This is a genomic window from Kocuria oxytropis (genome assembly GCF_040981195.1).
In the GTDB taxonomy this organism is placed as follows: domain Bacteria; phylum Actinomycetota; class Actinomycetes; order Actinomycetales; family Micrococcaceae; genus Kocuria; species Kocuria oxytropis.
The window spans coordinates 37,303-60,423 of the sequence record NZ_JAVFXA010000014.1 but is presented as its reverse complement, the minus strand read 5'-3'; the positions used below and the strand labels follow the sequence as shown (position 1 = coordinate 60,423).

The 23,121-nt window shown below is 74.2% G+C and carries 20 protein-coding genes and 1 tRNA gene; 12 read left to right on the top strand and 9 right to left on the bottom strand.

The window, feature by feature from the left end; genetic code table 11:
* Positions 1 to 56: 56 nt before the first annotated feature.
* Positions 57 to 2,282 (bottom strand): catalase, encoded by a 2,226-nt coding sequence (locus QYM41_RS14235; RefSeq protein ID WP_438612600.1) that lies wholly within the window; start codon positions 2,280 to 2,282, stop codon positions 57 to 59.
* A 248-nt stretch (positions 2,283 to 2,530) separates the two neighbouring features.
* Positions 2,531 to 3,649: a DUF2382 domain-containing protein gene (locus QYM41_RS14230; protein ID WP_368800433.1), complete on the bottom strand. Its 1,119-nt coding sequence runs from the start codon at positions 3,647 to 3,649 to the stop codon at positions 2,531 to 2,533.
* A 146-nt stretch (positions 3,650 to 3,795) separates the two neighbouring features.
* On the opposite strand from QYM41_RS14230, the gene QYM41_RS14225 reads away from it, so the two are divergent.
* Genes QYM41_RS14225 through QYM41_RS14215 form a run of 3 tightly spaced genes read left to right on the top strand, consistent with a single transcriptional unit; the run spans position 3,796 to position 5,769 of the window.
* Positions 3,796 to 4,059 (top strand): PLDc N-terminal domain-containing protein, encoded by a 264-nt coding sequence (locus QYM41_RS14225; protein WP_368800432.1) that lies wholly within the window; start codon positions 3,796 to 3,798, stop codon positions 4,057 to 4,059.
* A gap of 43 nt (positions 4,060 to 4,102) precedes the next feature.
* Positions 4,103 to 4,816: a tetratricopeptide repeat protein gene (locus QYM41_RS14220; protein ID WP_368800431.1), complete on the top strand. Its 714-nt coding sequence runs from the start codon at positions 4,103 to 4,105 to the stop codon at positions 4,814 to 4,816.
* Entirely contained in the window at positions 4,813 to 5,769 is a 957-nt protein-coding gene (locus tag QYM41_RS14215) for an aldo/keto reductase (RefSeq protein WP_368800430.1), read from the top strand. Before QYM41_RS14220 ends, QYM41_RS14215 begins: the two co-directional genes overlap by 4 nt.
* Before the next feature lie 12 nt (positions 5,770 to 5,781).
* Here QYM41_RS14215 and QYM41_RS14210 read toward each other — a convergent pair whose 3' ends face one another.
* The gene (locus tag QYM41_RS14210; RefSeq protein ID WP_368800429.1) at positions 5,782 to 6,552 is read right to left on the bottom strand and encodes an IclR family transcriptional regulator; all 771 of its coding nucleotides are present in this window, start codon (positions 6,550 to 6,552) and stop codon (positions 5,782 to 5,784) included.
* Between the two features lie 172 nt (positions 6,553 to 6,724).
* On the opposite strand from QYM41_RS14210, the gene QYM41_RS14205 reads away from it, so the two are divergent.
* Together QYM41_RS14205 and QYM41_RS14200 are read left to right on the top strand one after the other, a co-directional pair.
* Positions 6,725 to 8,167: an MFS transporter gene (locus QYM41_RS14205; protein WP_368800428.1), complete on the top strand. Its 1,443-nt coding sequence runs from the start codon at positions 6,725 to 6,727 to the stop codon at positions 8,165 to 8,167.
* Positions 8,167 to 10,032, top strand: a complete 1,866-nt coding sequence (locus QYM41_RS14200) for a bifunctional sugar phosphate isomerase/epimerase/4-hydroxyphenylpyruvate dioxygenase family protein (RefSeq protein WP_368800427.1) — start codon at positions 8,167 to 8,169, stop codon at positions 10,030 to 10,032. Before QYM41_RS14205 ends, QYM41_RS14200 begins: the two co-directional genes overlap by 1 nt.
* A 131-nt stretch (positions 10,033 to 10,163) precedes the next feature.
* Here the strand turns inward: QYM41_RS14200 and QYM41_RS14195 are convergent, their stop codons facing one another.
* Positions 10,164 to 10,637 carry an acyl-CoA thioesterase gene (locus QYM41_RS14195; protein ID WP_368800426.1) on the bottom strand — a complete coding sequence of 158 codons (474 nt, stop codon included), beginning with the start codon at positions 10,635 to 10,637 and terminating at the stop codon, positions 10,164 to 10,166.
* 170 nt (positions 10,638 to 10,807) lie between these two features.
* Between QYM41_RS14195 and QYM41_RS14190 the strand changes: the two genes are divergently transcribed.
* Positions 10,808 to 11,467 carry a YdcF family protein gene (locus QYM41_RS14190; RefSeq protein WP_368800425.1) on the top strand — a complete coding sequence of 220 codons (660 nt, stop codon included), beginning with the start codon at positions 10,808 to 10,810 and terminating at the stop codon, positions 11,465 to 11,467.
* Positions 11,468 to 11,471: 4 nt separating this feature from the next.
* On the opposite strand, the gene QYM41_RS14185 is transcribed toward QYM41_RS14190, so the two are convergent.
* Positions 11,472 to 11,723, bottom strand: a complete 252-nt coding sequence (locus QYM41_RS14185) for a hypothetical protein (RefSeq protein WP_368800424.1) — start codon at positions 11,721 to 11,723, stop codon at positions 11,472 to 11,474.
* Positions 11,724 to 11,769: 46 nt separating this feature from the next.
* Here QYM41_RS14185 and QYM41_RS14180 point away from each other — a divergent pair, with 46 nt between their 5' ends.
* Together QYM41_RS14180 and QYM41_RS14175 are read left to right on the top strand one after the other, a co-directional pair.
* The gene (locus QYM41_RS14180; RefSeq protein ID WP_368800423.1) at positions 11,770 to 12,057 is read left to right on the top strand and encodes a hypothetical protein; all 288 of its coding nucleotides are present in this window, start codon (positions 11,770 to 11,772) and stop codon (positions 12,055 to 12,057) included.
* A gap of 147 nt (positions 12,058 to 12,204) precedes the next feature.
* Positions 12,205 to 12,987, top strand: a complete 783-nt coding sequence (locus QYM41_RS14175; RefSeq protein ID WP_368800422.1) for a metal-dependent hydrolase — start codon at positions 12,205 to 12,207, stop codon at positions 12,985 to 12,987.
* A gap of 4 nt (positions 12,988 to 12,991) precedes the next feature.
* Here the strand turns inward: QYM41_RS14175 and QYM41_RS14170 are convergent, their stop codons facing one another.
* Positions 12,992 to 13,849 (bottom strand): formate/nitrite transporter family protein, encoded by an 858-nt coding sequence (locus QYM41_RS14170; protein ID WP_368800421.1) that lies wholly within the window; start codon positions 13,847 to 13,849, stop codon positions 12,992 to 12,994.
* Positions 13,850 to 13,997: 148 nt separating this feature from the next.
* Here QYM41_RS14170 and QYM41_RS14165 point away from each other — a divergent pair.
* Positions 13,998 to 14,084 (top strand) — tRNA-Leu (locus tag QYM41_RS14165).
* A gap of 94 nt (positions 14,085 to 14,178) precedes the next feature.
* On the opposite strand, the gene QYM41_RS14160 is transcribed toward QYM41_RS14165, so the two are convergent.
* Positions 14,179 to 15,366 carry a M14 family zinc carboxypeptidase gene (locus tag QYM41_RS14160; protein WP_368800420.1) on the bottom strand — a complete coding sequence of 396 codons (1,188 nt, stop codon included), beginning with the start codon at positions 15,364 to 15,366 and terminating at the stop codon, positions 14,179 to 14,181.
* A 289-nt stretch (positions 15,367 to 15,655) separates the two neighbouring features.
* Between QYM41_RS14160 and serA the strand changes: the two genes are divergently transcribed.
* The 3 genes from serA to QYM41_RS14145 all read left to right on the top strand — a co-directional run bounded on the left by serA (position 15,656) and on the right by QYM41_RS14145 (position 20,960).
* Complete coding sequence (serA, locus tag QYM41_RS14155) at positions 15,656 to 16,852, top strand: phosphoglycerate dehydrogenase (protein WP_368800419.1); 1,197 nt, start codon at positions 15,656 to 15,658, stop codon at positions 16,850 to 16,852.
* Positions 16,853 to 16,903: 51 nt separating this feature from the next.
* A complete protein-coding gene (locus QYM41_RS14150) occupies positions 16,904 to 19,915 on the top strand; it encodes a glycosyl hydrolase family 65 domain-containing protein (protein WP_368800418.1) in 3,012 nt (1,003 codons plus the stop codon).
* A gap of 157 nt (positions 19,916 to 20,072) precedes the next feature.
* On the top strand, positions 20,073 to 20,960 hold the full coding sequence (locus QYM41_RS14145; protein ID WP_368800417.1) for an endonuclease/exonuclease/phosphatase family protein: 888 nt from the start codon (positions 20,073 to 20,075) through the stop codon (positions 20,958 to 20,960).
* A 3-nt stretch (positions 20,961 to 20,963) separates the two neighbouring features.
* Here QYM41_RS14145 and QYM41_RS14140 read toward each other — a convergent pair whose 3' ends face one another.
* Both QYM41_RS14140 and QYM41_RS14135 read right to left on the bottom strand, forming a co-directional pair.
* Entirely contained in the window at positions 20,964 to 22,184 is a 1,221-nt protein-coding gene (locus tag QYM41_RS14140; protein WP_368800416.1) for a CapA family protein, read from the bottom strand.
* Between the two features lie 91 nt (positions 22,185 to 22,275).
* A complete protein-coding gene (locus QYM41_RS14135) occupies positions 22,276 to 23,001 on the bottom strand; it encodes a DUF1028 domain-containing protein (protein WP_368800415.1) in 726 nt (241 codons plus the stop codon).
* Positions 23,002 to 23,121: the final 120 nt, after the last annotated feature.

Genomic DNA, 23,121 nt, shown 5'->3' with positions numbered 1-23,121 from the left:
CTGCCGTCCAGCAGGGTTCCCGGGCGGACGTGGTGACGTCGTGAGGGGCGGTGGGGTCAGAGGCGCCCGGAGACCGGGAACCGCTCCCAGGCGCGGTGGCTCTTCATGAGGCCGACCACCTGCTCCACCACGGCCGCGGCGTCCTTGCCCGAGACCACGCCGGGGGCGCGGTCGGGCAGACCGGCCCCGGCGAGCACCTGGCCCTTGGCTCCCCAGGCGCCGATGGCCTTGGCCTGCCGGAACACCTCGCCGAGCAGCAGGTGCACGCGCGGGTCCACGTCGCCGGCGGCGACGGCCCCGGCCTTGGCGTCGAGGCCCGGGCGGGCGTCCGGGGCCGGCGGGACGGCACCGGCCACGAGCAGCGAGTCGAACTCGACCGAGCGCGCCGTGAGGTAGGTCCGGTGGGCCACGACCTGTCCGCGGCGCCCCACCGGCCCGCCGTGCGGGGCGATCACCAGCGGCACCATGCCGGAGTCGTCGATCGCGGAGACCACGGCCACGAGGTCGTCCTCGTCCGGGTCGGGGCCCACCACGATGCCCACCTGGCGGCCGTCGAGGGGCCACTGCCCGCCGACCTGGGACAGGGCCGGACTGGGCGTGATCCGCCCGTGCTTGACGGTCGGCTTCGGCGCCGGCAGGCCCAGCCCCTGGGCGACGACGGCGCAGAGCTTCTCGTCGACGTTGGCGAGCGCCTGCAGCTGGCGCTCCTTGACGGACTGCTCCCAGCACTTGCCGAGCTCGAAGGTGTACGCCTGCGCGATGTGCTCCTTCTCCACGTCGCTCATCGACAGCCAGAACAGGCGGGTCTGGGTGTAGTGGTCCTCGAAGGACACGGGGTTCCCGCGCTCCTTGACCGACTCTGCGACCGGGGCCGGGTGGTCGATGAAGGGCCGCGCGGGCTCCTCCGCGGGGAAGGGGTTGTTCCCGTCCAGGGAGTTCGGGTGGTAGGGCGCCACGCCGGAGTGCACGGCGCTCTGGTGCATGCCGTCCCGGAGCATGTCGTTGACGGGGGCGTGCGGGCGGTTGATCGGCAGCTGCGTCCAGTTGGGCCCGCCCAGCCGGCTGAGCTGGGTGTCCAGGTAGGAGAACAGCCGGCCCTGCAGCAGCGGGTCGTTGGTGACGTCGATGCCGCGCACCAGGTTGTTGGGGTTGAAGGCGACCTGCTCCGTCTCGGCGAAGTAGTTCGAGGGGTTGCGGTTGAGCGTCATCAGCCCGACCGGCTCAACGGGCGCGAGCTCCTCCGGGACGATCTTGGTGGGGTCGAGCAGGTCGATGCCCTCGAACGTCTGCTCCTCGTTGTCCTCGAAGACCTGCACCCCGAGCTCCCACTCGGGGTGGGCGCCGGCCTCGATGGCGTCGGCGAGGTCGCGGCGGTGCATGTCCGGGTCCATGCCCATCGCGATCTGGGCCTCCTCCCACAGCACCGAGTGCACCCCGAGCTTCGGCTTCCAGTGGAACTTCACGAGCACGCTGCGGCCCGAGTCGTCGACCAGCCGGAAGGTGTGGATGCCGAAACCCTCCATCGTCCGGTAGGAGCGGGGGATGCCGCGGTCCGACATGTTCCAGATGGTGTGGTGCTGGGCCTCCGTGTGCAGCGAGACGAAGTCCCAGAAGGTGTCGTGGGCGGACTGCGCCTGCGGGATCTCCCGGTCCGGGTGGGGCTTGCCGGCGTGGATGACGTCCGGGAACTTGATGGCGTCCTGGATGAAGAAGACGGGCATGTTGTTGCCCACGAGGTCCCAGGTGCCCTCGGAGGTGTAGAACTTCGTGGCGAAGCCGCGGGTGTCCCGGGCGAGGTCGGCGGAACCGCGCGAGCCGAGGACGGTCGAGAAGCGCACGAAGACCGGGGTCTCCACGTCCTTCTGGAACAGCGCGGCGGAGGAGATCCGGCTCGCGGTGCCGTAGGAGCGGAACACGCCGTGGGCGCCGGCGCCGCGGGCGTGCACGACGCGCTCCGGGATGCGCTCGTGGTCGAAGTGGCTGATCTTCTCGCGGAAGTGGTGGTCCTGCAGGAGCACGGGCCCGCGCCGGCCGGCCTTCAGGGAGTGGTCGGTGTCGCTGCGCCGGGCGCCGTGGGCGGTGGTCAGGTGCTCCCCGCCCTGGGCGTTGAGGGCGGGGTCGATCCCGGTGTCCCGGCCCGTGGGGCTCACGGGCTCGGGCGTGCCCTGGTCCGGCTTGGGCGGCAGCGGCGGCCGGGGCGTGGTGGGCTCCGCGACGGGCGCCGTCTCGCTGCCGGGGACGCCGGGGGTCATGGAGGGCTGCTCCCCGGTCCTCTGCCTCATCCTGTTGAGCCTCTTGCGCATGGGGGACCTCCCGGTCGTCGTCACGTCGTCGGCACCGGTCCGCCCCGGCCCGCACGGACCGGAACAACCAGCTCACTGATCATTACTTCACCCCCGTGCGCCGGGGCACAACCCCCTGGCCGGGGCTCCGCGCTGGGTGAACAGGCGGGCGGGCCTGCGCGGATGCGCCCCGGCACGGCGGCGGACCCCCCGGCCGCGGGGCCGAGGGGTCCGTCCGCCGAAGGAGTTCAGCGCCGGTCGGCGCCCCCCGGGCCGGCCTCCCCGATGCCGTCACCGGTGTCCGCAGCAGTGCCCGCGCCGGTGTCAGCAGCAGTGCCCGCGCCGGTGTCCGCAGCGGTGTCCGTGTCGGTGTCCGCAGCGGTGTCCGTGTCGACGTCGACCCGCTCCCGGCGCACGGTCTCCTCGACCACCTCGGTGCGCTCCGTGCGGCGCACGGCCAGGCGGACCCGCTCGTAGGGCACCCGCACCGTCCGCACCACGGGCACCTCCCGGTAGAGGATGACCTCGTCCTCCCCCACCGGCAGCTCCTGCCCGGCGAGGAACGCCTCGCGCTCATCCTCGGTGACGGGAGTGCGGATCTCCTCGACGTCCTCGGACGCCAGGGTCTGCTCCGCGCGCACCGGCTCCTCCACCACGTACTTGCGCAGCCGGGCCCGCCCGGCGCCGACCCGCTCGGTGCCGACCTGCAGACGCTCCTCGTGACGGACCACGGAGGGGCCCTCCTCCGAGCGCTCGCCCGGCACGGCCCCGGGCTCTCCGTCCGCGGCGGCGCGGGGGCCGGCCCCGCGCTCCACCGGCCCGGCGTCCGCGCCGGCCCGCGCCCCCGGGACCGCGGTGTCCCCGGCGGGGAGGTCGCGGTCCGTGGCGTCGCGGTCGTCGACGCCCCGGTCCGCGGCGTCCGGGTCGGGCGCCTCCTGGTCGAAGGCGCCCCCTCCGGCGCCCGGGGACCGCTGGGCCCGGCCCTCGCGCACCCCGCCGCCGACGCTCTCGCGGCGGTCGCCGGCCGTCGCGTCCGGCCCGGTCAGCGACTCGCCCGTCCGGCGGGCGTCCGTGCCGTCGTCGCCGCCGGAGTCGTCGCCGTGCCGGACGGCGTCGTCGTCCCCGGCGTCGATGTTGTAGGCCGGGGCGCCGCCGCGGGGGTCGCGGGTGTCGGTGGGTCCCGAGGTGGCGGAGCCGCCGATGTCCCCGTCCTCCCGGCCGTAGGCGTTGTGGTCCCAGAGCTCGGTGGCCGAGCTGGGCGCGTGGCGCTCCACCCCGGTGTCGTCGGGGTCCCCGGTGGAGCGCCCGGCGGGGGGCTCCTCGGCGGCGGACTCCTGGTCGTACGGGCGGTCGTCGGAGGTGGACATCGTGGACTCTCCTCGGGGTTGCAGTCGTCACACCGATTTTATCAGTCTGCTGAGCGGTGATGGAGACCACTCTCCGGGGGACCGGGGACCGGCACGCCACGGCACGCGCCCTTGTCCACCCGCCGCGGCGGTGCCAGTATCGATGCATGAGCACCTTGACCGTCCTCGCGGCCGGCGGCACCGAGGCCGTGCGGACGGGAGCGTGGGAGAGCGGTGCGACGGCGGCCGGAGCGGTCGTCGTCGTGCTGATGGTCGCCGCCTCGCTCTCCCTGCTGCGCAGCCCGGCCCAGGACCCCGTGCTGCGCCTGCTGTGGCTGCTCGTGATCCTCGCGTTCCCCGTCGCCGGCGCGGGACTGTGGTTCGCGCTCGGCCGCCGGGCGCCCCGCCCCCAGGACCCGCATCCCGTGTAGCGCCCTCCTCCCCGTGGGAGGCCCGGCCGAGAAAGGAATCCGCATGAGCTACACCCAGGACGGGCACGGGTTCTTCTCCCGGGCCCTCGACGCCGAGGACCGCGGACGGCTCGACGAGGCCGAGACCGCCTACCAGCAGGCCATCGTCCTCTTCGAGGAGGAGGGCGACTCCCTCCAGGAGCAGGCCGCCTGCCACTACAACCTGGGCCACCTCTACCTCGGGATGAACCGCCCCGGCCGGGCGCTCACCGCCTACGAGAGCGCCCTGGGGCTCTTCGCCGGCATCCCGGGCAGCGGCAAGCACAAGGCCCGCACGCACCTGATCCTGGGCAGCCTGCTGCTCGAGCTGGACCGTGCGCACGACGCCGAGGAGCACCTGCTCGACGCCCTGGGCCAGTACCTCGACGCACCGCACGACGCCCAGGACCAGGCGCAGTGCCACGTCAACCTGGGGCGGGTCTACGAGCTGGGCGAACGGCACAGTCAGGCCATCACGGCGTACAACCGGGCGCTGGACTTCTACCAGGAGACCGAGGCCACGGCCACGGACCAAGCGGAGTGCTTCACCGCCCTGGGCCGGCTCTACGAGCGCGCGGGCCGGATGCAGGAGTCCGGGGCCGCGTACGCGGCGGCCGCCCGGCTGCGCTGGTCCGCGGAGCAGCAGGGACCGGAGCAGCAGGGACCGGAGCAGCAGGGACCGGAGCGGGAGACCCCCGCCCAGGACGCCGGAGTTCCCGAGGGGGAGGAGCGCCCGTGAGCTCACGCCTGATCTACGGCTGCATGACCATCGGCGGCGCCTGGGACGACACCCCGGTGGACGCCGGGACCGTGGACCGTGCCCGGGCCGCGGTGCACGCCGCCCTGGACGCGGGGATCACGGACTTCGACCACGCCGACATCTACGCCCACGGGAAGTCCGAGGCGGTCTTCGGCGAGCTCCTCGCCGAGGACCCGGAGCTGGGCCGGAGGGTGATCCTCCAGACCAAGTGCGGGGTGCGCCTGCCCGGCAACACCGCCGCCCCCGGCGCCCCGGTCCACTACCGGCTGGACCGGGACACGATCCGGAGCAGCCTGGAGGGCTCCCTGCGCCGGCTGCGCGTGGACTCGGTGGAGCGGCTCATGCTGCACCGGCCCGATCCGCTGGCCGACACCCGGGAGGTCGCCGGCGCCCTGGACGAGCTGCGCCGGGAGGGCCTGATCCGCTCGGTGGGGCTGTCCAACATGTCCACCCGCCAGGTGTCCCTCTACCAGCAGCTGCTGAGCACGCCCGTCACGGCGGTTCAGCTCGAGCTGAGCCTGCGGCACCGCGGCTTCGTGGAGCAGCAGATCCTGGCCAACCATCCGGAGGGCGCCGAGCACTCGTTCCCGGAGGGGATCCTGGAATACTGCGCGGCGGACGGCATCGAGGTGCAGGCGTGGGGCTCGCTGGCCCGCGGCCTGTACACGGGCGCGCCGATCCCCCCGGAGGACCAGCACGCCGCGGCCACCGCGGCCACGGCCCACCGGATCGCCGCGGAGCACGCCACCTCCGGCGAGGCGGTGGTCCTGGCGTGGCTGATGCGGCACCCCGGCGGGATCCGCCCGGTGCTGGGCACGACCGCCCCGGAGCGGATCGCCGCGTGCGCCGGCGCGGAGGAACTGGCCTCCCGGCTGGGCCACGAGGACTGGTACGCGCTGCTGACGGCGGCGCGCGGCGACGCCGTGCCCTGAGCGCGCGGCCGCTCAGCCGGTGAGCCGGGCGCCCAGCTCCTCCGCCGCCTCCCGGAGGGCGGGCACCATGTCCACGAGGTCCTCGAGCCGGTGGCGGAACACCGGTGCGGACAGCGCCAGGGCGCCGGCGCAGCCCCCGCCGGGCCGCAGGACGGGCACCGCCACGGCGATCATCCCCACGTCGTGCTCCTGGTCCTGGGTGGCCCACCCCTCCCGGCGGACCCGCTCGACCCGCCGGCGCAGCTCGTCCCGGTCCGTGAGGGTGCTCGGGGTGCGCCGCTCGAGCTCGACGGTCCCGAGGAGGTGCTCGCGCACGTCCTCCGGGGCGAACGCCAGCAGGCACAGCCCCAGGGCCGAGGAGTGCAGCGCACCGCGGTAGCCGGGGTCGGAGGTGACCCGGAAGTCCGGCCCGTCCTCCTTGGCGAGGGTGTGGAAGCGGTCCCCGTCCAGGACCGCGAACAGGCACGACTCCCCCGTGCGCTCGACCATCCGCCGCAGCACGGGCACGACCGTCCCGGTGATGCCGAGGCGCTGGGCCACGCTGTGGGCGGCGTGGAAGATCTTCAGCCCCAGGACGTAGCGCCGGTCCTCCTGCAGCTCGGCGAAGCCGTCCCGGACGAGGGCGTTGAGCAGCCGGTACGTGGTGCTGAAGGGATAGCCGCAGATCTTGGTGGCCTCGGCCGCGGTGAGCCCGCCCGGGTGCTCCCCCAGCAGCTCCAGCAGCCGGAGGGCCTTGCCGACCATGTCCGGACGGGCACTCCCCGCCGCCTCGGGGGCCGTCATCGGAGGCACCCGGTGGCCCGGGACCCGGTGCGGTTCGGTGTGCTCACGGCGACGCTCCGTTCGTCCTGCGGTTGACATGTGGACCAGCTCACAGCAACCATAGTCACACAGTAGCAGTAGCTTTCACAATATGAGAATACCGTCGTGTTGTGGACCGGACCGGAGGACCCCCATGAGCTCAGCCGCGACGACCGCCGGGGCCACGGCCCCACCGCCGTCCGAGAGGACCCCCCGCAGGGCCGCTCTGGCCAGCTGGATCGGCAGCGCCCTCGAGTACTACGACTTCGCGGTCTACGGCACCGCCGCCGCCCTGGTGCTCAACCACCTCTTCTTCCCCGCCGAGACCTCCCCGGGCGTGGCCATCCTGTTCGCCATGGGCACCGTGGGCGTTGCGTACGCCGTGCGGCCGCTGGGGGCGCTGGTCATGGGTCCGCTGGCGGACCGGTTCGGCCGCAAGTTCGTGCTCATGCTGACCCTGTTCATGATCGGCGGGGCGACCTTCGCCGTCGGATGCCTCCCGACCTACGACCAAGTGGGGATGCTGGCCCCGGCGCTGCTCGTGCTGTGCCGCGTGGTGCAGGGCCTCTCCGCCGCGGGCGAGCAGGCGAGCGCCATCTCCATGTCGCTCGAGCACGCCGACGAGGACCGCCGGGCGTACACCACCAGCTGGACCCTGCAGGGCACCCAGTTCGGGACCCTGCTGGCCACCGCCGTGTTCATCCCCTTCACCCTGCTGCCGGAGGAGGCGCTGTTCAGCTGGGGCTGGCGCGTGCCCTTCTGGCTCTCCGCCGCGGTGGTGGTGGCCGCCTACCTGATCCGCCGCCACCTCGAGGAGCCGCCGGCGTTCCGGGAGGCCCGCGCCGAGGTGCCCGCCGAGCGGCCGGAGTCCCCGCTGCGGGTGCTCCTGCGGCACCACCGGGCCGCCGTGGTCCGCATCGCCGCCGCCGCGATGATCAACACCGTCAACGTGGTCTTCACGGTCTGGTCGCTCTCGTTCGCGACCTCCGTGGTCGGCCTGGACCGCTCCACGATGCTGTGGGTCTCCGTGCTGGCCAACGCGATCGCCCTGGTCGTGATCCCGGCCGTGGCGGTGCTCGCCGACCGGATCGGCCGCAAGCCCGTCTTCCTGACCGGGGTGCTCGGCCCCGCCGTGCTGATGTACCCGTACCTCGCGGCGGTGCACGCCGGGAACTGGCCGCTGATCTTCGTGCTCGGCGCGCTCATGTCCGGGTGCTTCTACTCGATGGCCAACAGCATCTGGCCCTCGTTCTACGCCGAGATGCTGCCGCTGCGGGTGCGGGTCACGGGGCTGGCCCTGGGCACGCAGATCGGGTTCGCCGTCTCGGGAGGCTTCGCACCCGTCCTCGCCTCGGCCGTGGCCGGTCCCGCCGGCGACAACTGGCTGGGCGTGGCCGTGTTCGTCACGGTCGCGTGCCTGATCTCCGGCGGCGCCGCGCTCACCGCCCAGGAGACGGCGAAGAGGTCCCTCGACGAGATCGATGCCCTGCACACCTCCCGCGCCGAGGCGGCCGAGCTGCGCGCCGAGGTCCTCGCGGAGCAGGGCACCGGGCGCCGGGACGCGGAGGAGCCGGCCGTCTCCGGGGCCGGACGCTGATGCGCACCTCGATTGCCACGGTCTGCCTCTCGGGCACCCTCGAGGAGAAGATGCACGCCGCCGCGGCCGCGGGCTTCGACGGGATCGAGGTCTTCGAGCAGGACCTGGTCGTCTCCCCCTCCTCCCCCGAGCAGATCCGGGAGCTCGCCGGGCGGCTGGGCCTGAGCCTGGACCTCTACCAGCCGTTCCGGGACTTCGAGGCCGTGGGCCCGGAGCGGCTCGCCGCGAACCTGCGGCGGGCCGAGGCCAAGTTCCGGCTGATGAACCGGCTGGGCGTGCAGACCGTGCTCGTGTGCTCCAACGTGGCCACCGCGGAGATCGACGACGACGAGGTCGCGGCCGGGCAGCTGCGCCGGCTCGGCGATCTCGCCGCCCGGTACGGGGTGCGGCTCGCCTACGAGGCGCTGGCGTGGGGCCGGTTCGTCGACGACTTCGAGCACGCCCAGCGGATCGTGGACCTCGCCGACCACCCGAGCGTGGGGACCTGCCTCGACAGCTTCCACATCCTCTCCCGCGCCTGGGACCCGGCGCCGATCGAGGACATCGCGGCGGAGAAGATCTTCTTCGTGCAGCTGGCCGACGCCCCGCTGCTGAGCCTGGACGTCCTGTCCTGGTCCCGGCACCACCGGGTGTTCCCCGGGGAGGGGGACTTCGACATGGTCGGGTTACTGTCCCACCTGGTCCGCGCGGGCTACGACGGGCCGGTGTCCCTGGAGATCTTCAACGACACCTTCCGCCAGGCCGACGTCCACCGCACGGCGGTGGACGGGATGCGCTCCCTGCGCTGGCTCGAGGACCGGACCCGGCGGGCGCTGGCCGGCGAGCGGACCCGCGACGTGCTGGAGCTCCAGGCGCTGCCGGCGGTCGAGGAGCCCGGCGGCTTCGACTTCGTGGAGATCCGCACGGGGCGCCTCGGGGAGACCACCCGCCTGCTGCACCAGCTGGGCTTCGCCCTCGGCGGGCACCACCAGTCCAAGGAGAACGTGCAGGTGTGGGTGCAGGGGCCGGTGCGGGTCGTCGTCAACGACGCCGTCCCGGAGGGCTCCCCCACCGAGGTCGCCGCGATCGGCGTCGACGTCGCGGACCCGGACGCCGCCGTCGAGCGGGCCGCCCGGCTCAAGGCCCCGCCCGTCCCCCGCTCCCAGGGCCCCGGCGAGCAGGTGCTGCGCGGGGTGTTCGCCCCGGACGGCACGGAGATCTTCTTCTGCGAGCGCACGGCGGACGGGGTGCCCGCGTGGCTGGGCGAGTTCGGCGCGGACGAGGAGCCCGAGCCCGGCGCCCTGGTGACCGGGGTGGACCACCTCAACATGGCCCAGCCGTGGCAGCACTACGACGAGGCCGTGCTGTTCTACACCTCGGTGCTCGCGCTCGAGGCGCAGGCCTCGCAGGACGTCCCGGGGCCCTCGGGGCTGGTGCGCAGCCAGGTGATGCGCTCGGCCCACGGCGCGGTGCGGATGCCGCTCAACGTGGCGCCGACCGCCGCCGAACAGGGCTCCTTCGTGGGCGCGGCCTACCCCGAGCACGTGGCGCTGTCCTGCACGGACGTGATGGCCGTGGCCCGGCGGGCCCGCCGGCGCGGGCTGCGGTTCCTGCCCGTGCCGCAGAACTACTACGAGGACCTCGACGCCCGCTTCGACCTGGACCCCGGGTTCGTGGCGTCCCTGCAGGAGCTGCACCTGCTCTACGACCGGGACGCCGGGGGCGAGTTCCTGCACTTCTACACGGAGACCCTCGGCACGGTGTTCTTCGAGGTGGTCGAGCGCCGCAACGGGTACACCGGCTTCGGGGCGCCCAACGCCCCGGTCCGTCTCGCGGCCCAGTACCGGCGTTCCCAGGCGGCGCACCGGCCCCGCACGGAGGCCTGACCCCGCCGCCGCGCCGGGTGCCGCCCGCGGCACGCCCGCCCGCGGTGCGCCGGCCCTCGGCTCGTCCCGGGCGGACGTGCCGAGGCCGGACCCGGCCGGAGTGCGGACGCGGCGGCGGGAGGGACCGGGGGTCAGCGGAAGACGCGCGGGCCCGCGTGGGGCGCGAGGAGCTCCTGCTGCTGCGCCGAGATGCGCAGCACCGTGCCCGTGGCCGGCACGAAGAACGCGAGCTGGGTCTCGGCCCGCACGCACGCCCGGCGGGAGACCACGTCGGTGATCTCGAAGCCCAGGGTCAGCGACCCGCCGCGGGCGGAGACCACCCACACCCGGATCTCCACCGGCGTGTTGCGGTACTCGAGGGGGCGGAGGTAGCGGATCCGGTTCTCCGTGATCAGCGCCTGGGTGCCCTCCGGCAGCGCGGAGAAGAAGGGGATCCGCGGCGGCTCCACCTGGTCGCCGGTGCCCACGGGCACGCCCAGGGCCGCGATCCGCGCCTCCTCGAGCAGCCGCACGACCTCCACGTTGTTCACGTGCCCGTACGGGTCCATGTCGCCCCAGCGCATGGGCACCCGGCACAGCACCCCGGCCTCGTCCTCCACCGTCATGCGGTCCGTCTCCCTCGGTCGTCGGTCTCCGGCGCGCGGAGCGCCTGCGGGCACGGCACCGGAGTGCTCCATGGTAGGCCGCCCCGTCACACGGGGCCCGCGCCCGGCCGCGGGTGCGACAATGTCGGCTGACCCGGACCCCGTCCCGACGACCCGCGAGGAGCGGCGCGATGCCCCGAAGTGCCCGCACCACCCGCGGCACCACCCGCCGCTCCGTGTGGGCGGTGCGGGCGCTCGTCCCGGTGCTGGCGCTGGGACTGGTCTGGCTGATCGCCGGCTGGGTCGTGTTCCAGCACCCCCGGACCGACGCCCCGGCGCGCTCGGACGCCTTGCTCGTCCTGGGCCCCCCGGACCGGACCCGCATGGCCGAGGCGCTGCGGCTCATGGACGCGGGGGTGGCGCCCGTGCTGGTCGTGGCGAACCCCGGCACCCGGGACCTCGGCGACGCCTCCGGGAAGGTGTACTACGCGCGGGCGGCGCAGACCTGCGCGCAGGACGGGAACCGGGACGGCGGCCGGGGCTACGAGGTGATCTGCTTCCGCCCGGACCCCTCGACCACGCAGGGCGAGGCCATGGAGCTGCGTGCGCTCAGCGAGCAGCGGGGCTGGGACCACGTCAGCGTGCTCACCTACCGCCAGCACGTCGCCCGGTCCCGGCTGCTGCTGCAGCGCTGCTACACGGGGGAGCTGGACGTGCTCTCCTTCGACTACCCGGACGTGCCGCGGGGCGTGCTGCGGGAGTTCGTCTACCAGTCCGGCGGCTTCGTGAAGGCCTGGCTGACCCCCGGCTGCGACCAGCAGCTGCCGTGGCGGCCGAAGTCCGTGGACTGACCGCTCAGCCGTCCCGGTCGGCGAGGTCGCGGCTGCGCTCGGCGGACCGGCGGTCCCCCTCGGAGGCGACCGTGTGGGCGTCGTCCCGCCCGGAGAGGACGTCCCCCGCGGAGGGCCGCGGCGCGCCGGGCCGGTGGGGGCCGCCGGAGGCGGCGATCCCGCCGGTCCAGGCCTCGGGGTCCTCCCCGCGGTGGGCGTCCGCGGCCCTCCGCGCGCGGGCGGCGGCGGCGGTGATCGGGTCCACGGGGTCGGTCATGCCCCCAGTCTTCCCCCGCCGCGGCCCCCGGGGGAAGACTGGGGGCATGACCGACCTGCAGTGCCCGGCCACCGCCGTCCTCCTCGACGACACGGCGCCCGCCCCGCCGTGGACCGCGCGGCTGCGCGTGGCGGGGCGGTTCGCGGCCCGCGGCCCGGAGGAGCTGACGTCGCTCGTGCAGGACTCGGCCGACCTGTTCCGCGGCGAGACGTTCGTGGTCGCCGCGCCGGCCGGTGACATCGAGGCGGCGCTGCGGCACCAGGGGCTGGGCGGGCGGGCGCCCGCCGTCGTCGCGGTGGACTCCTCGGGGTGGCGGTCCGTGCCCGCTCCCTGACGCGGACCGGGCGGGCCCGTCCGGCGGCCGCGACGGGGCCTGCCGGACCGGCCCCTCGAGTTGTGCTGTCCGGCCCGGGACCTAGGGTTTCCGCTGGTGGGGCCGGACGGCCCCCGGAACCGGGGATCCGAGGAGGACGTCGCTGTCATGATGGGACCGAGCCATGCGGCCTGCGGGGCGGCCGCATGGGTGGCGCTGACCGCCGACTACCAGCTGCGGCTGCAGGGCCTGACCGTGCCGATCGGCTGGGGCGTGCTGGACGTCGGCGACACCGGTGTCCTCACCGGCGCGCTCGTCACCGCCGGGGCGGCGCTGCTGCCGGACCTGGACCACCCGGACGGCACCGTGGCCCGGTCCCTGCGCCCGCTCTCCAGCTGGCTGGCCCGCGGGATCTGCCGGCTCGCCGGCGGGCACCGGCGCGGCACCCACTCCGTGCTGGGGGTGGCGGTGTTCACCGGGCTGGCGGCCGCGGCCCAGAAGATCGGGATCCCGGTGGAGGGCCTCGGCTGGGTGTGGCCGCTCGCCGCCGTGATGTCCGTGCTGCTCATCGCCTTCGCGGTGCAGGTGCTCGCCTTCGTCCCGGAGCGGGTCGCGAAGCTCAACTGGGTCGTGGGGATCGGACTGGGCGTGGTCGTGGGGCTGCACCCGCCCGCGCACGAGTGGTGGTTCCCCGCGGCCGTGGCCACGGGGGTGGTCGCCCACCTCGCCGGGGACCTGGTGACCACGCGCGGGATCCACCTGCTCTACCCGCTGCGGATGCCGCTGCCCCTGCCCCGGTCGGTGTACAAGAACCGGTCCTTCCTCACGGTGCCGCTCATCGGCAACGCCGGCTCCGCCGCGGAGATCGCGCTGCTGGCCCCGATCACGCTCTTCGCCCTGACGGGCCTGTGGGGGGCGTTCGCCCTGACCACGGGGCTGGTGGTCGCCTGAGCGCTCAGACCGCCCGCCCGTCGTCGGCGTGCCGGCGGTTCTGCTCCGCGCGCTCCTTCTTGATCAGCTCGAGCGTGCGCACGAGCCGCGGCAGGGTGATGACCACGAGTCCCCCCGCCATGTTCAGCGGGATCACCCAGAGCATCCACAGCGCCCACTCCGGGTAGGAGATCTCCGCGCCCGCGTGCATCGCGCCGAAGATGATGGCCGAGTTCAGGGCGCCGTGCAGCATGCCCAGCCCCACCACCAGCAGGCCGTCGATGAGCGCGATGAACGTGTGCACCACCTCGCTGCTCGAGCCCTGGCTCATCCGCGTGCCGAGCGTGATGGTGCTGCCGGCCAGCACGGCCAGGGCCGCGGACTCCAAGGTCAGACCGCCCTCGAGGTACGAGCGCGCCGACTCCTCCAGGACGTCGTTGAACTGCGGGAAGGCCGCCACCACGAACCAGGTGAACAGCCACCCGCCCAGCAGGTTGGTCAGCAGCGTCACCAGCCAGAAGCGCGCCAGCTGCAGCCAGGTGCTGTGCCGGGAGACGACCGCGTAGATGGGCACCAGGAAGTTCTCCGTGAACAGCTCCGAGTGGGCCAGCTGGAGGGCCAGGAGGCCGAAGCCGAACGCGGCGCCGGCCAGCAGGTCGGAGCCCGTGGCCTCCTTGACCGCCAGGTAGGCGAGGATGCCCACACCCACGTCGATGCCGCCGAACAAGCCCGTGATGATCAGGGCCCGCCAGGTGCGGGTCAGCCGTTCCGCGCCCTCGGTGACGGTGTTCTCGAACTCCTCGACGAGCTCGTCCTCGAGCGGCTCGTCGGTGCGGCCCAGCTCCTTGCGCTTCTCCTCGAGGTTCGCGTCGTCCGGTTCCATCCCTGCCCCCTGTGCGCTGTCGTCCGTCCCTGGCCGGGATGCCGCCAGCCTACTGGGGCGCCCCGCCGGGGACGCGATTGGCCAACGGGCCCGAGTGTGGGTAGGATTGTCGTCGTTGCCCACAGCGGTCCGCCGCTGTGATCCACGAGCGCGAGTGGCGGAATAGGCAGACGCGCACGGTTCAGGTCCGTGTGCCCGAAAGGGCGTGGGGGTTCAACTCCCCCCTCGCGCACCACGCAGGCGAAGCGGGACATCCATCCGGTGTCCCGCTTCGCCTTTTTCGTGCCCCCGGGTCGCCGCCGCCCCCGGGAGTTCCTCGGCGACCGGGCTCAGCCGCCGACCGGGAGGATGCCCGCGTAGTCGGTCTGGTAGCCGGTGACCGGCGCGTGCGGGATCTCCGCCCAGCGCTCCGGGTCCTCCTGCTGGACCTCGCCGGTGGCCAGGCCCAGCAGCAGCTCCTCCACGGCGAGCACGTTCTGCCGCACGCTCTTGCCGCGGGCCTTCTGGCCGAGGCTGCCGTCCGAGGTGTTGCCCGAGGTCTCGAAGAACACGACCGGGTGCGAGTGCCGCTCCGGGTTGAGCCCGTCGTGGTCCAGACCGAGCATCATCGCCGAGACGACGCCGCCCTTGATGTCGATCTCGTAGCTGCCCCCGACCTGGTAGCGGTCCATGGTGATGGAGCCGTACTTCGAGAGCTCGTCGTAGACGTGCACGTTCATCTGGCGGGTGAGCCGGTCGTAGGCCCCGTCCTGGATCCCGGACAGGGTCGGGCCGCCGGGGGCGAGCGAGATGCCGAGGGAGAGGGTGACGTCGTCGCCCGTCCCGTACTGCTGCTTCAGGCCCTGGTGGTGGATGTCGATGCCCCACGCAGGGTCCACGGTGGTCCAGTACTCGTAGAACGCCCGGGACTCCGCCGCGGCGAAGCCGTCCTCCGTCCAGTCGCGGTTGAGGTCGATCCGCCGCGGCGTCCCGCCCTCCGGGGCGTCCGCCACCCGGTCCCACAGCACGGTGTGCCGGGTGTTCGCCTCGGCGCCGTCCGGGTTGTACATCGGGATGACGTGGAAGGTGAACGCCTCCCGCAGCAGCTCGTGGTCGGCCGAGCCGTTGCTGCCGAGCTCCTTGAGCACGCTCAGCAGGGCGTCGGTGCCGTAGGGCTCGTTGCCGTGGATCCGCCCCTGCAGCCACACGTGCTCCGGCCCGGAGCCGACGGTCGCGACCCACAGGTCCCGGCCCTGCTCGGAGGTGCTCACCTCCGTGCCGGCCTCGGCGAGGGTGAACGCGTCCACGCCGTAGCGGCTGGTCCGCTCGAGCTTCTGCAGCTCGCGCACCACGTCGTCGGGGGTCAGGATGCTCGAGGTGCCCGCCCTCCCCTCGGTGGAGGGGAACGTGGCGTCCGCGGCGGCGGGGGCCGCCGCGCCGAGGGGAAGGGCGGCGGCGAGCGCGAGCGCCGCCGCGGCGCGGCGGCGCCGGCGGCCGGCGGGGCGGGGGGTCGCGGAACCGGGGTGCTGAGGGATCACGTGCTGGTCCTCCTGGGGGGTGAGGGCCGGCGCCGGGGCGGCGCCGGCCGAGGGTGCTCGTGATGCTAGTCACGATCGCACACGCCCGTCACCGGAGGCACGCCGACGGTGGACGGACCGACCCGTGGCGCAGCCCCTGCGGCCGGAACGTCCACGGGGGCCGCACCGGAGGGCGGGGCCGGTCTCGGACTCCGCCGTACCGCCGGGTGCGGTGATCCGGGTCACGTCCGCCGCGGGGACGGCACCCGGCGTCGCCCTCCCCCGCGCCGGAGCCATAGACTGGGTCACTGTGAAAGCACTGCTCCTGGAGAACGTCCACCCCGAGGCCGAACGCATCCTGTCCGAGAAGGGCATCGAGGTCGAGACCCGCAAGGGCGCCCTCGACACCGGTGAGCTGATCGAGGCCCTCGAGGGCGTCGAGCTGCTCGGCATCCGGTCCAAGACCCAGGTGACCCGGGAGGTGTTCGAGGCCCACCCGCAGCTGCTGTCCGTGGGCGCCTTCTGCATCGGCACCAACCAGATCGACCTCACGGCCGCCACGGAGCACGCCGTGACGTGCTTCAACGCCCCCTACTCCAACACCCGGTCCGTGGTGGAGCTCGCCGTCGCCGAGATCATCTCGATGGCCCGGCACCTCACCGACAAGAACAAGGACATGCACGAGGGCGTGTGGGACAAGTCCGCCAAGGGCGCCCACGAGGTCCGCGGCCGCACCCTCGGGATCGTGGGCTACGGCAACATCGGCTCCCAGCTGTCCGTGCTCGCCGAGACGCTCGGGATGCGGGTCTACTACTACGACGTGGTGGACCGCCTGCCCCTGGGCAACGCCCAGCGCTGCGACACCCTGGAGGAGCTGCTGGAGCGGGTGGAGACCGTCTCGCTGCACGTGGACGGGCGCACCAGCAACAACAGCCTCTTCGGCCGGGAGCAGTTCGAGCGGATGCGCCCCCGGTCCCTGTTCCTCAACCTGTGCCGGGGCATGGTGGTCGACTACAACGCCCTGCGCGACGCCCTGGTCAGCGGGCACATCGCCGGGGCCTCCGTGGACGTCTTCCCCAACGAGCCCAAGGTCGCCGGGGACCCGTTCAGCTCGGTGCTGCAGGGCCTGCCCAACGTGATCCTCACCCCGCACATCGGCGGCTCCACGCAGGAGGCGCAGGTGGACATCGGGCGGTTCGTGGCCGGGAAGCTCTCGTCCTTCGTGACCTCGGGCTCCACGACCCTGTCGGTGAACATGCCGCAGGTCCAGCTGGACACCGCCGTCAGCGGCACCCGGCTCCTGCACCTGCACCGCAACGTCCCGGGTGTGCTCGCGACCGTCAACAGCGTCCTGGGCGGCCACGGCATCAACATCGACCGCCAGCAGCTGTCCACCCGGGGGGACACCGGCTACCTCGTCACGGACGCCGGCAACGGCGTGACCCGGGAGGTCATCGAGCAGATCCTCGGGCTGCCCGAGACCATCCGCCTGAGCACGATCAACTGACGCGCCCGTCCGCCTCCCGTGCCTGACGGAGGCAGGTGGCACAATGACCGCATGAGCGGCGTCCTGGAGCAGCCTGCCGTGCACGGCAGGAGCACCTACGGAGCGGTGGTGCTCGCCCTCGCACCGGCGGGGGCGGCCCCCGGCCCCGAGGACGCCGCCCGCGCGGGCGACGACGCCCCGGTCCCGATATCCCCCTCCGGCGGCGCCCTGCCCCCGCGCCACCGGACGGACGCCGCGGAGCTCTTCGCCCGCCTGCACGCCGAGGGCGTGCTCACGGCGTTGGTCACCGCCCACCCCGAGCTGCCCGAGGGGCCCCCGGCGGACATCGTGGTCGCGGCGGACCCCCCGCGCCGGGACGCCCCGGAACAGGGTGCCCCGGACCGGCACCCGCCGGCCGCCGCGCTGCTGCTGGCCTCCCGCCGGCTCGCGGTGGAGCCGGAGCACATCGTGGTGGTGAGCGACAGCGACCGCCTGGTCCGCGCCGCCGTCGCCCACGGCTTCGGGCTGGTGGTGGGCCTCGACGGCGCGGGCCGGCGGGGCCGGCTGCTCGCCGCCGGCGCCCACCTCGTGGTGAACGGCCTCACGGACCTGGACATCCCGGTCGCCGCGACCGCCGGGGACCCCGGCTGGGGCGGCGGCTGCGGCGGCGAGGGCGGGCCCTGGAACCTGACCTACACGCGCCTCGACCCGCCCCGCGAGGGGATGCGGGAGTCGCTGTGCACGCTCGGCAACGGGTACCTGGCGGTGCGCGGCGCCGCGTGCGAGTTCCGCGCCGACGGCACGCACTACCCCGGCACCTACCTCGCCGGCGTCTACAACCGGCTGCGCACCGAGCCCGGCAGCCCCGTCCCCGAGCACGAGGACCTGGTCAACGCCCCGAACTGGCTGCTGCTGCAGTACCGGGTCCAGGACGGCTCCTGGTTCGAGCCCACCCCGGAGACCGTGCTGGAGCACCACCAGGACCTCGACCTGCGCACCGGGGTGCTGACCCGCTCCCTGCGCTTCCGGGACGCGGCCGGGCGCACCACCCGGGTGACCACCCGCCGTTTCGTCTCCCAGGACCAGCGCCACCTGGCCGGTCAGGAGACGGTCCTCGAGGCCGAGGACTGGACCGGGACCCTGACCGTGCGCAGCCTCGTAGACGCCGACGTCCGCAACGGCAACGCCGCGGACGACTCCCCCCTGACGGGCCGGCACCTCGGGGAGCCCCGCCTCGAGGACCGGGGCCACGGCACCGCCCTGGTCGAGGTCGCCACGTCCCAGTCCGGGGTCCGGATCGCCGTGGCCGCCCGCACGCGGGTGCTCCGCAGCGGCGCCGGGGAGCGACTCCTCTCCCTCACCCCGGTCCGCCCCGCGCCCGGGATGGTGGGCCACGAGCTGCTGCTGCGGATGGACCCCGGCCGGCCCGTGCGCGTCGAGAAGGTCGTCGCCGTCGTGACCTCGCAGGACCGTGCGATCTCCACGCCCGCGCTCGCCGCGACCACGCTGCTGGGACGGGCGGGGGGCGTCGACGAGCTGCTCTCCGCGCACGTGGTCGCCTGGCAGGCCCTGTGGTCCGCCTTCGCCGTGGCCACCGACACCGGGGGCCAGCAGGGGCTGGCCGTGAACCTCAACACCTTCCACGTGCTGCAGTCGGTGGCGGCCGCGCACCCGGACCTGGACGCCGGCGTCCCGCCCCGCGGCCTGCACGGCGAAGGCTACCGCGGGCACGTGTTCTGGGACGAGATGTTCGTCTACCCCATGCTCACCCTGCGCCGGCCCGAGTGGACCCGGGCGCTGCTGGCCTACCGGTACCGGCGCCTGCCAGAGGCGCGGGCGGCGGCCCGCGCGGCCGGCCACGAGGGCGCCATGTTCCCCTGGCGCAGCGGCAGCGACGGACGGGAGGAGACCCCCCTGGCGCTGTTCAACCCCCGCACCGGGCGGTGGATCCCCGACCACTCCCGGCTGCAGCGCCACGTGGGGCTGGCGGTCGCGCACAGCGTGTGGCAGTACTACCAGGCCACCGGCGACACCCGGTACCTGATCGAGCAGGGCGCCGAGCTCGTGGTGGAGATCGCCCGGTTCTTCTCCAGCCTCGCGGTGCACGACCCGGAGGACGACCGCTACGTGATCACCGGGGTCATGGGCCCGGACGAGTTCCACGACGGCGAGCCCGGCAGCCCGGGGTCGGGGCTGCGCAACAACGCCTACACCAACGTCATGACGGCCTGGCTGCTGACGCGGGCGGTCGAGATGGTCGAGCGCCTCGGCCGGGACTACGGGGGGCCCCTGTGGCGGCGCCTGGACCTGCGGGAGGACGAGGTGGCCCGCTGGGACCGGGTCCGGACCCGGCTGCGCGTCCCGTTCCTGGCCGACGGCGTCCTGGCCCAGTTCGAGGGCTACGAGGAGCTGCCGGAGTTCGCCTGGGAGGACTACCGGGCCCGCTACGGGTACATCGGGCGCCTCGACCTCATCCTCGACGCCGAGGGACGGTCCACCAACGACTACCGGCTGGCCAAGCAGGCCGACGTCCTGATGCTGCTGTACCTGTTCTCCGCGGAGGAGCTGCGGGAGCTGCTCGGGCAGATGGGCTACGACTTCCCCCCGGAGGCGGTCCGGGCCACGGTCGCCTTCTACTGCGACCGCTCCTCGCACGGGTCCACGCTCTCCAACGTGGTGCACTCCTGGGTCGAGGCCCGCCGCGACCGCCGCCGCTCCTGGTCCTTCCTGACCCGCGCGCTCAACAGCGACCTCGTGGACGCGCAGGGGGACACCGTCCGGGAGGGCGTGCACCTGGGGGCCATGGCCGGGTCCGTGGACATCCTCACCCGCTGCTACACGGGCCTGGAGGTCCGGGACGACACGCTGTGGCTGCACCCGGCGATCCCGCCGGAGCTGCCCACGGTGTCCTTCGCGATCAGCTACCGGGACCAGCCCATCCAGATCGAGCTCACCCGCTCCGCGCTGCGGCTCTACCTCGCCCCCGGTCACGCCGAACCCGTGCGCGTGAACGTCGACGGCCAGGTCCACGAGCTCACCGCCGGGCAGCTCCGGCAGTTCCCCCTGGCGGTGCCCGATGCCTGAGCAGTGCACCGGCGGCCACGGCGCCGCGGTCCCCGTGGAGGACCCCGCGAATTCACCCGACGGCCACCGGGGGTTCGCCCCCGACGGCACCCTGGGCGGACCACCCGGTCCACCATGGGACGACGACGAGCCCGCACTCCCCCACCCTGGAGCAGTGATGTCCGCAGACACCGTCCTTCTCGACCGTCGCACCACCGCCGGCACCGACGACCCCGTGACGCCGCTCATCGGCCCCGCCACGGGGCGCGACCTGCACGTGATGAGCTACAACATCCGCTTCCACCACAGCGGCACGCACACCGGCAACCCGGACCACTGGCCGGACCGCGCGCCCCGGCTGGCACGGCTGCTGCAGCTCGAGCAGCCCACGCTCCTCGGCGTGCAGGAGGCCCTCCACCACCAGCTGCCCACGGTGGAGCAGGCCCTGCCCCCCGGCTACCGCATGGTCGGCTACGGCCGTGCCGGGGGCAGCAAGGGCGAGTACTCGGCGATCTTCTACGACGCCCGGCGCCTGGAGCTGCTCGAGTGGGACCAGTTCTGGCTCTCCGACACGCCCGAGCTCATCGGCTCCACCACGTGGGGCAACGACATCCCGCGGATCGTCACCTGGGGCCGCTTCCTGGACCGCGGCGCCGGCACCGAGCTCGTGCTCGTCAACACCCACTTCGACCACCACTCCGAGAACGCCCGGGACCGCAGCGCGGAGGCCCTGGTCGATCTCGTGCACAGCTTCCACCCGCACACCCCCACCGTGGTCACCGGGGACTTCAACGCCGAGGCGGGCGGCTCCCGCGCCTACACGACGCTCGTGGGCTCCGGGGTGCTCGAGGACACCTGGTCGAGCGCCCGGGAGCGGCTGACCCCCGCGTGGGGCACCTTCCCGGACTACGGCGAGGCCGTGCAGGGCGAGGAGCGCATCGACTGGGTGCTGGCCAGCCCCGGCGTCCGGGTGGCCCGCAGCGCCATCAACCCGTCCCGCTTCGCCGGGTGCCACCCCAGCGACCACGCCCCGGTGCAGGCGCTCGTCACCGTCGGCGAGGACTGAGCGCTACGGCCCGGGGGACGGCCGCGGCCCGGCCGGGGCGAGGGTGAGCGGGCGCCACGGGCGGGCGCCGTCGGCCTCCGCGCCCATCGACCCCACGGTGCGCGCGGTGCGCGCCAGGGACGCCGCGTCCTCCTCCGGGGAGCGGCAGACGTCCTCGGCCGGCAGCGCGCACCACCGGATCGGGTCGAGGGTGAGGATGTGCGGGGTCCACACCGGGTCGCCCGCGACCCACTGCCCGTCCTGACGGGAGAAGGACATGCTGACCGTCAGGCCCTCGTTGTTCACCGGGACCCGGGTGGCGTGCTCCGAGAGGCTGTTGCCCAGGCCGTGCACGATCCACGTGTCCCCGTGCTTCTCGATCGGCAGCACCGAGTGCGTGTGGTGGCCGTAGACGAAGTCGAACTCCCCGCTGTCGGCGAGCGCGTGCGTGACCTCGAGCTGCTGCCGGTCGGGCGCCGAGGAGTACTCCTGCCCGGCGTGCACCGCGGCGAGCACGAGCTCCGCCCCCGCCTCCCGCGCCGCCCGCGCCTTGCGGACCATCTCGGGCACGTCCAGCAGGTCCACCCGCCACGCGGCGTCCGGGACGTTGCCGTTGAGCCCGTAGGTCCCGGTCACGAGGCCCACCTGCACGCCGTCGACGTCCAGCACCAGCGGCCGCCGCGCGTCCTGCGCCGTGCGGTAGGTGCCGGTGGTGGCGATCCCGGCGTCCGCGAGGGTCTCGAGGGTGCGCTCGAGGCCCTCCGGGCCGGCGTCCACGGCGTGGTTCGTGGCCGTGGTGCACGCGTCGTAGCCGATCTCCGCCAGGGCCGGGACGATCTGCGGCGGCACCTCGAACGAGGGATAGCCGGAGAAGGGGCCCTCGGGGGCGGCGAGCGGGGTCTCCATGTCGCAGATCGCGAGGTCGGCGTCCTCCGTGAACGGGCGCAGGCCCTCCACCAGCGGGCCGAAGTCCAGCTCCCCGTCCCCGTCCGCCTCGGCCTGCGCCCACAGCCCCGGGTGCAGCAGGACGTCGCCGGTGACCACGACCTCCAGCCGGTCCGGGGCCGGCTGCGCGGTGCTCGGCACCGGGGACGGGATCGGCGAGGACGCCCCGGCGCCGTCCGGGTCGGTCCCGGCGGGCTGGGCGGCGCAGCCGGCGAGGAGCGTCGCCCCGGCCAGCAGGAGCGCGGCCGGCCCCGCCGCGGGACGCCGGTGCCCCGGCGGGAGGTGGCGGCGAGTGGTCATGGACCGAGGGTAGGCCACCCGGCGCGGGCCGCCCACCCGGGACCGGTCGGGACAGCACCGGCCGGGACGGTACCGGTCGGGACGGCACCGGTCAGGACAGCACCGTCGACCAGAGCCCCTCGTCCTCGGGCCGGTGCGGGACCGGCGTGCTGGGCACCACCTCGGCGGGCGCCGGGTGGGCCCTGCCCTTGAGCGCGAGCATCTCGTCCAGGTCGTCCAGCGGGGTGGGCGAGTTGTCCGCGCGCAGGTCGACGTCGAGCAGCACGGGGTACTGGAAGCCGGCCAGCGTGTCGGCCACGAGCACCGCCGCGCTCTGCCGTCCCCGGCTGTCCCCGCCCGCGTCCTGGCCCGCGCGCAGGCAGGCCAGCAGCGCCCGCGCCATCCCGATGCTGGTCTCCCCCGGCACCGCGAGCGAGCGGTCCATCGACGCGCGCATCGCCTCCACCACCTCCGGGCCGGTCAGGTAGTTGCCGATCACCACGAAGTCGGTCCCGGCCACGCCGCCGGCCCACGGCGTGCACAGGCTGCCGGTCAGGTGCGCCCCGGGCCCGGCCACGGGCAGCACGGCCACCTGGCGCAGGGCCAGGTCGGGGTCGGCGTCGGTGAGGCCTGCGATCGCGTCCTCGGCCGTGCCCCCGTGGTGCAGGGTGCGCAGCATCTCGAAGCGCAGCCGCCGGTTGGTCCAGGCCTGGGAGGCCACCACCCCGGCGGTGGGCACGAGGGCCGGCACGGCGTTGCCCACGGCGAGCGAGCAGCTCGCCGTGGCGGCCCCGAGCAGGCGCGAGTCCGCGCTCCGGGCGATCACGGTGTAGGTCACAGGCACCTCCTGGCCGTCATCTGCATGACGACCGGTTCGTTGTCGTTGTCCGGCCCGCTCCGACCGGGGCCGACGTCCCCGGTCCCGGCACGCCGGGACCGGGGGTGTGGTGGCGGGCCG

Coding starts and splice junctions, on each gene's coding strand:
- QYM41_RS14235 (WP_438612600.1), bottom strand. CDS start 2,282: ATGAGGCAGAGGACCGGGGAGCAGCCCTCCATGACCCCCGGCGTCCCC.
- QYM41_RS14230 (WP_368800433.1), bottom strand. CDS start 3,649: ATGTCCACCTCCGACGACCGCCCGTACGACCAGGAGTCCGCCGCCGAG.
- QYM41_RS14225 (WP_368800432.1), top strand. CDS start 3,796: ATGAGCACCTTGACCGTCCTCGCGGCCGGCGGCACCGAGGCCGTGCGG.
- QYM41_RS14220 (WP_368800431.1), top strand. CDS start 4,103: ATGAGCTACACCCAGGACGGGCACGGGTTCTTCTCCCGGGCCCTCGAC.
- QYM41_RS14210 (WP_368800429.1), bottom strand. CDS start 6,552: ATGACGGCCCCCGAGGCGGCGGGGAGTGCCCGTCCGGACATGGTCGGC.
- QYM41_RS14205 (WP_368800428.1), top strand. CDS start 6,725: ATGAGCTCAGCCGCGACGACCGCCGGGGCCACGGCCCCACCGCCGTCC.
- QYM41_RS14200 (WP_368800427.1), top strand. CDS start 8,167: ATGCGCACCTCGATTGCCACGGTCTGCCTCTCGGGCACCCTCGAGGAG.
- QYM41_RS14195 (WP_368800426.1), bottom strand. CDS start 10,637: ATGACGGTGGAGGACGAGGCCGGGGTGCTGTGCCGGGTGCCCATGCGC.
- QYM41_RS14190 (WP_368800425.1), top strand. CDS start 10,808: ATGCCCCGAAGTGCCCGCACCACCCGCGGCACCACCCGCCGCTCCGTG.
- QYM41_RS14185 (WP_368800424.1), bottom strand. CDS start 11,723: ATGACCGACCCCGTGGACCCGATCACCGCCGCCGCCGCCCGCGCGCGG.
- QYM41_RS14180 (WP_368800423.1), top strand. CDS start 11,770: ATGACCGACCTGCAGTGCCCGGCCACCGCCGTCCTCCTCGACGACACG.
- QYM41_RS14175 (WP_368800422.1), top strand. CDS start 12,205: ATGATGGGACCGAGCCATGCGGCCTGCGGGGCGGCCGCATGGGTGGCG.
- QYM41_RS14170 (WP_368800421.1), bottom strand. CDS start 13,849: ATGGAACCGGACGACGCGAACCTCGAGGAGAAGCGCAAGGAGCTGGGC.
- QYM41_RS14150 (WP_368800418.1), top strand. CDS start 16,904: ATGAGCGGCGTCCTGGAGCAGCCTGCCGTGCACGGCAGGAGCACCTAC.
- QYM41_RS14145 (WP_368800417.1), top strand. CDS start 20,073: ATGTCCGCAGACACCGTCCTTCTCGACCGTCGCACCACCGCCGGCACC.
- QYM41_RS14140 (WP_368800416.1), bottom strand. CDS start 22,184: ATGACCACTCGCCGCCACCTCCCGCCGGGGCACCGGCGTCCCGCGGCG.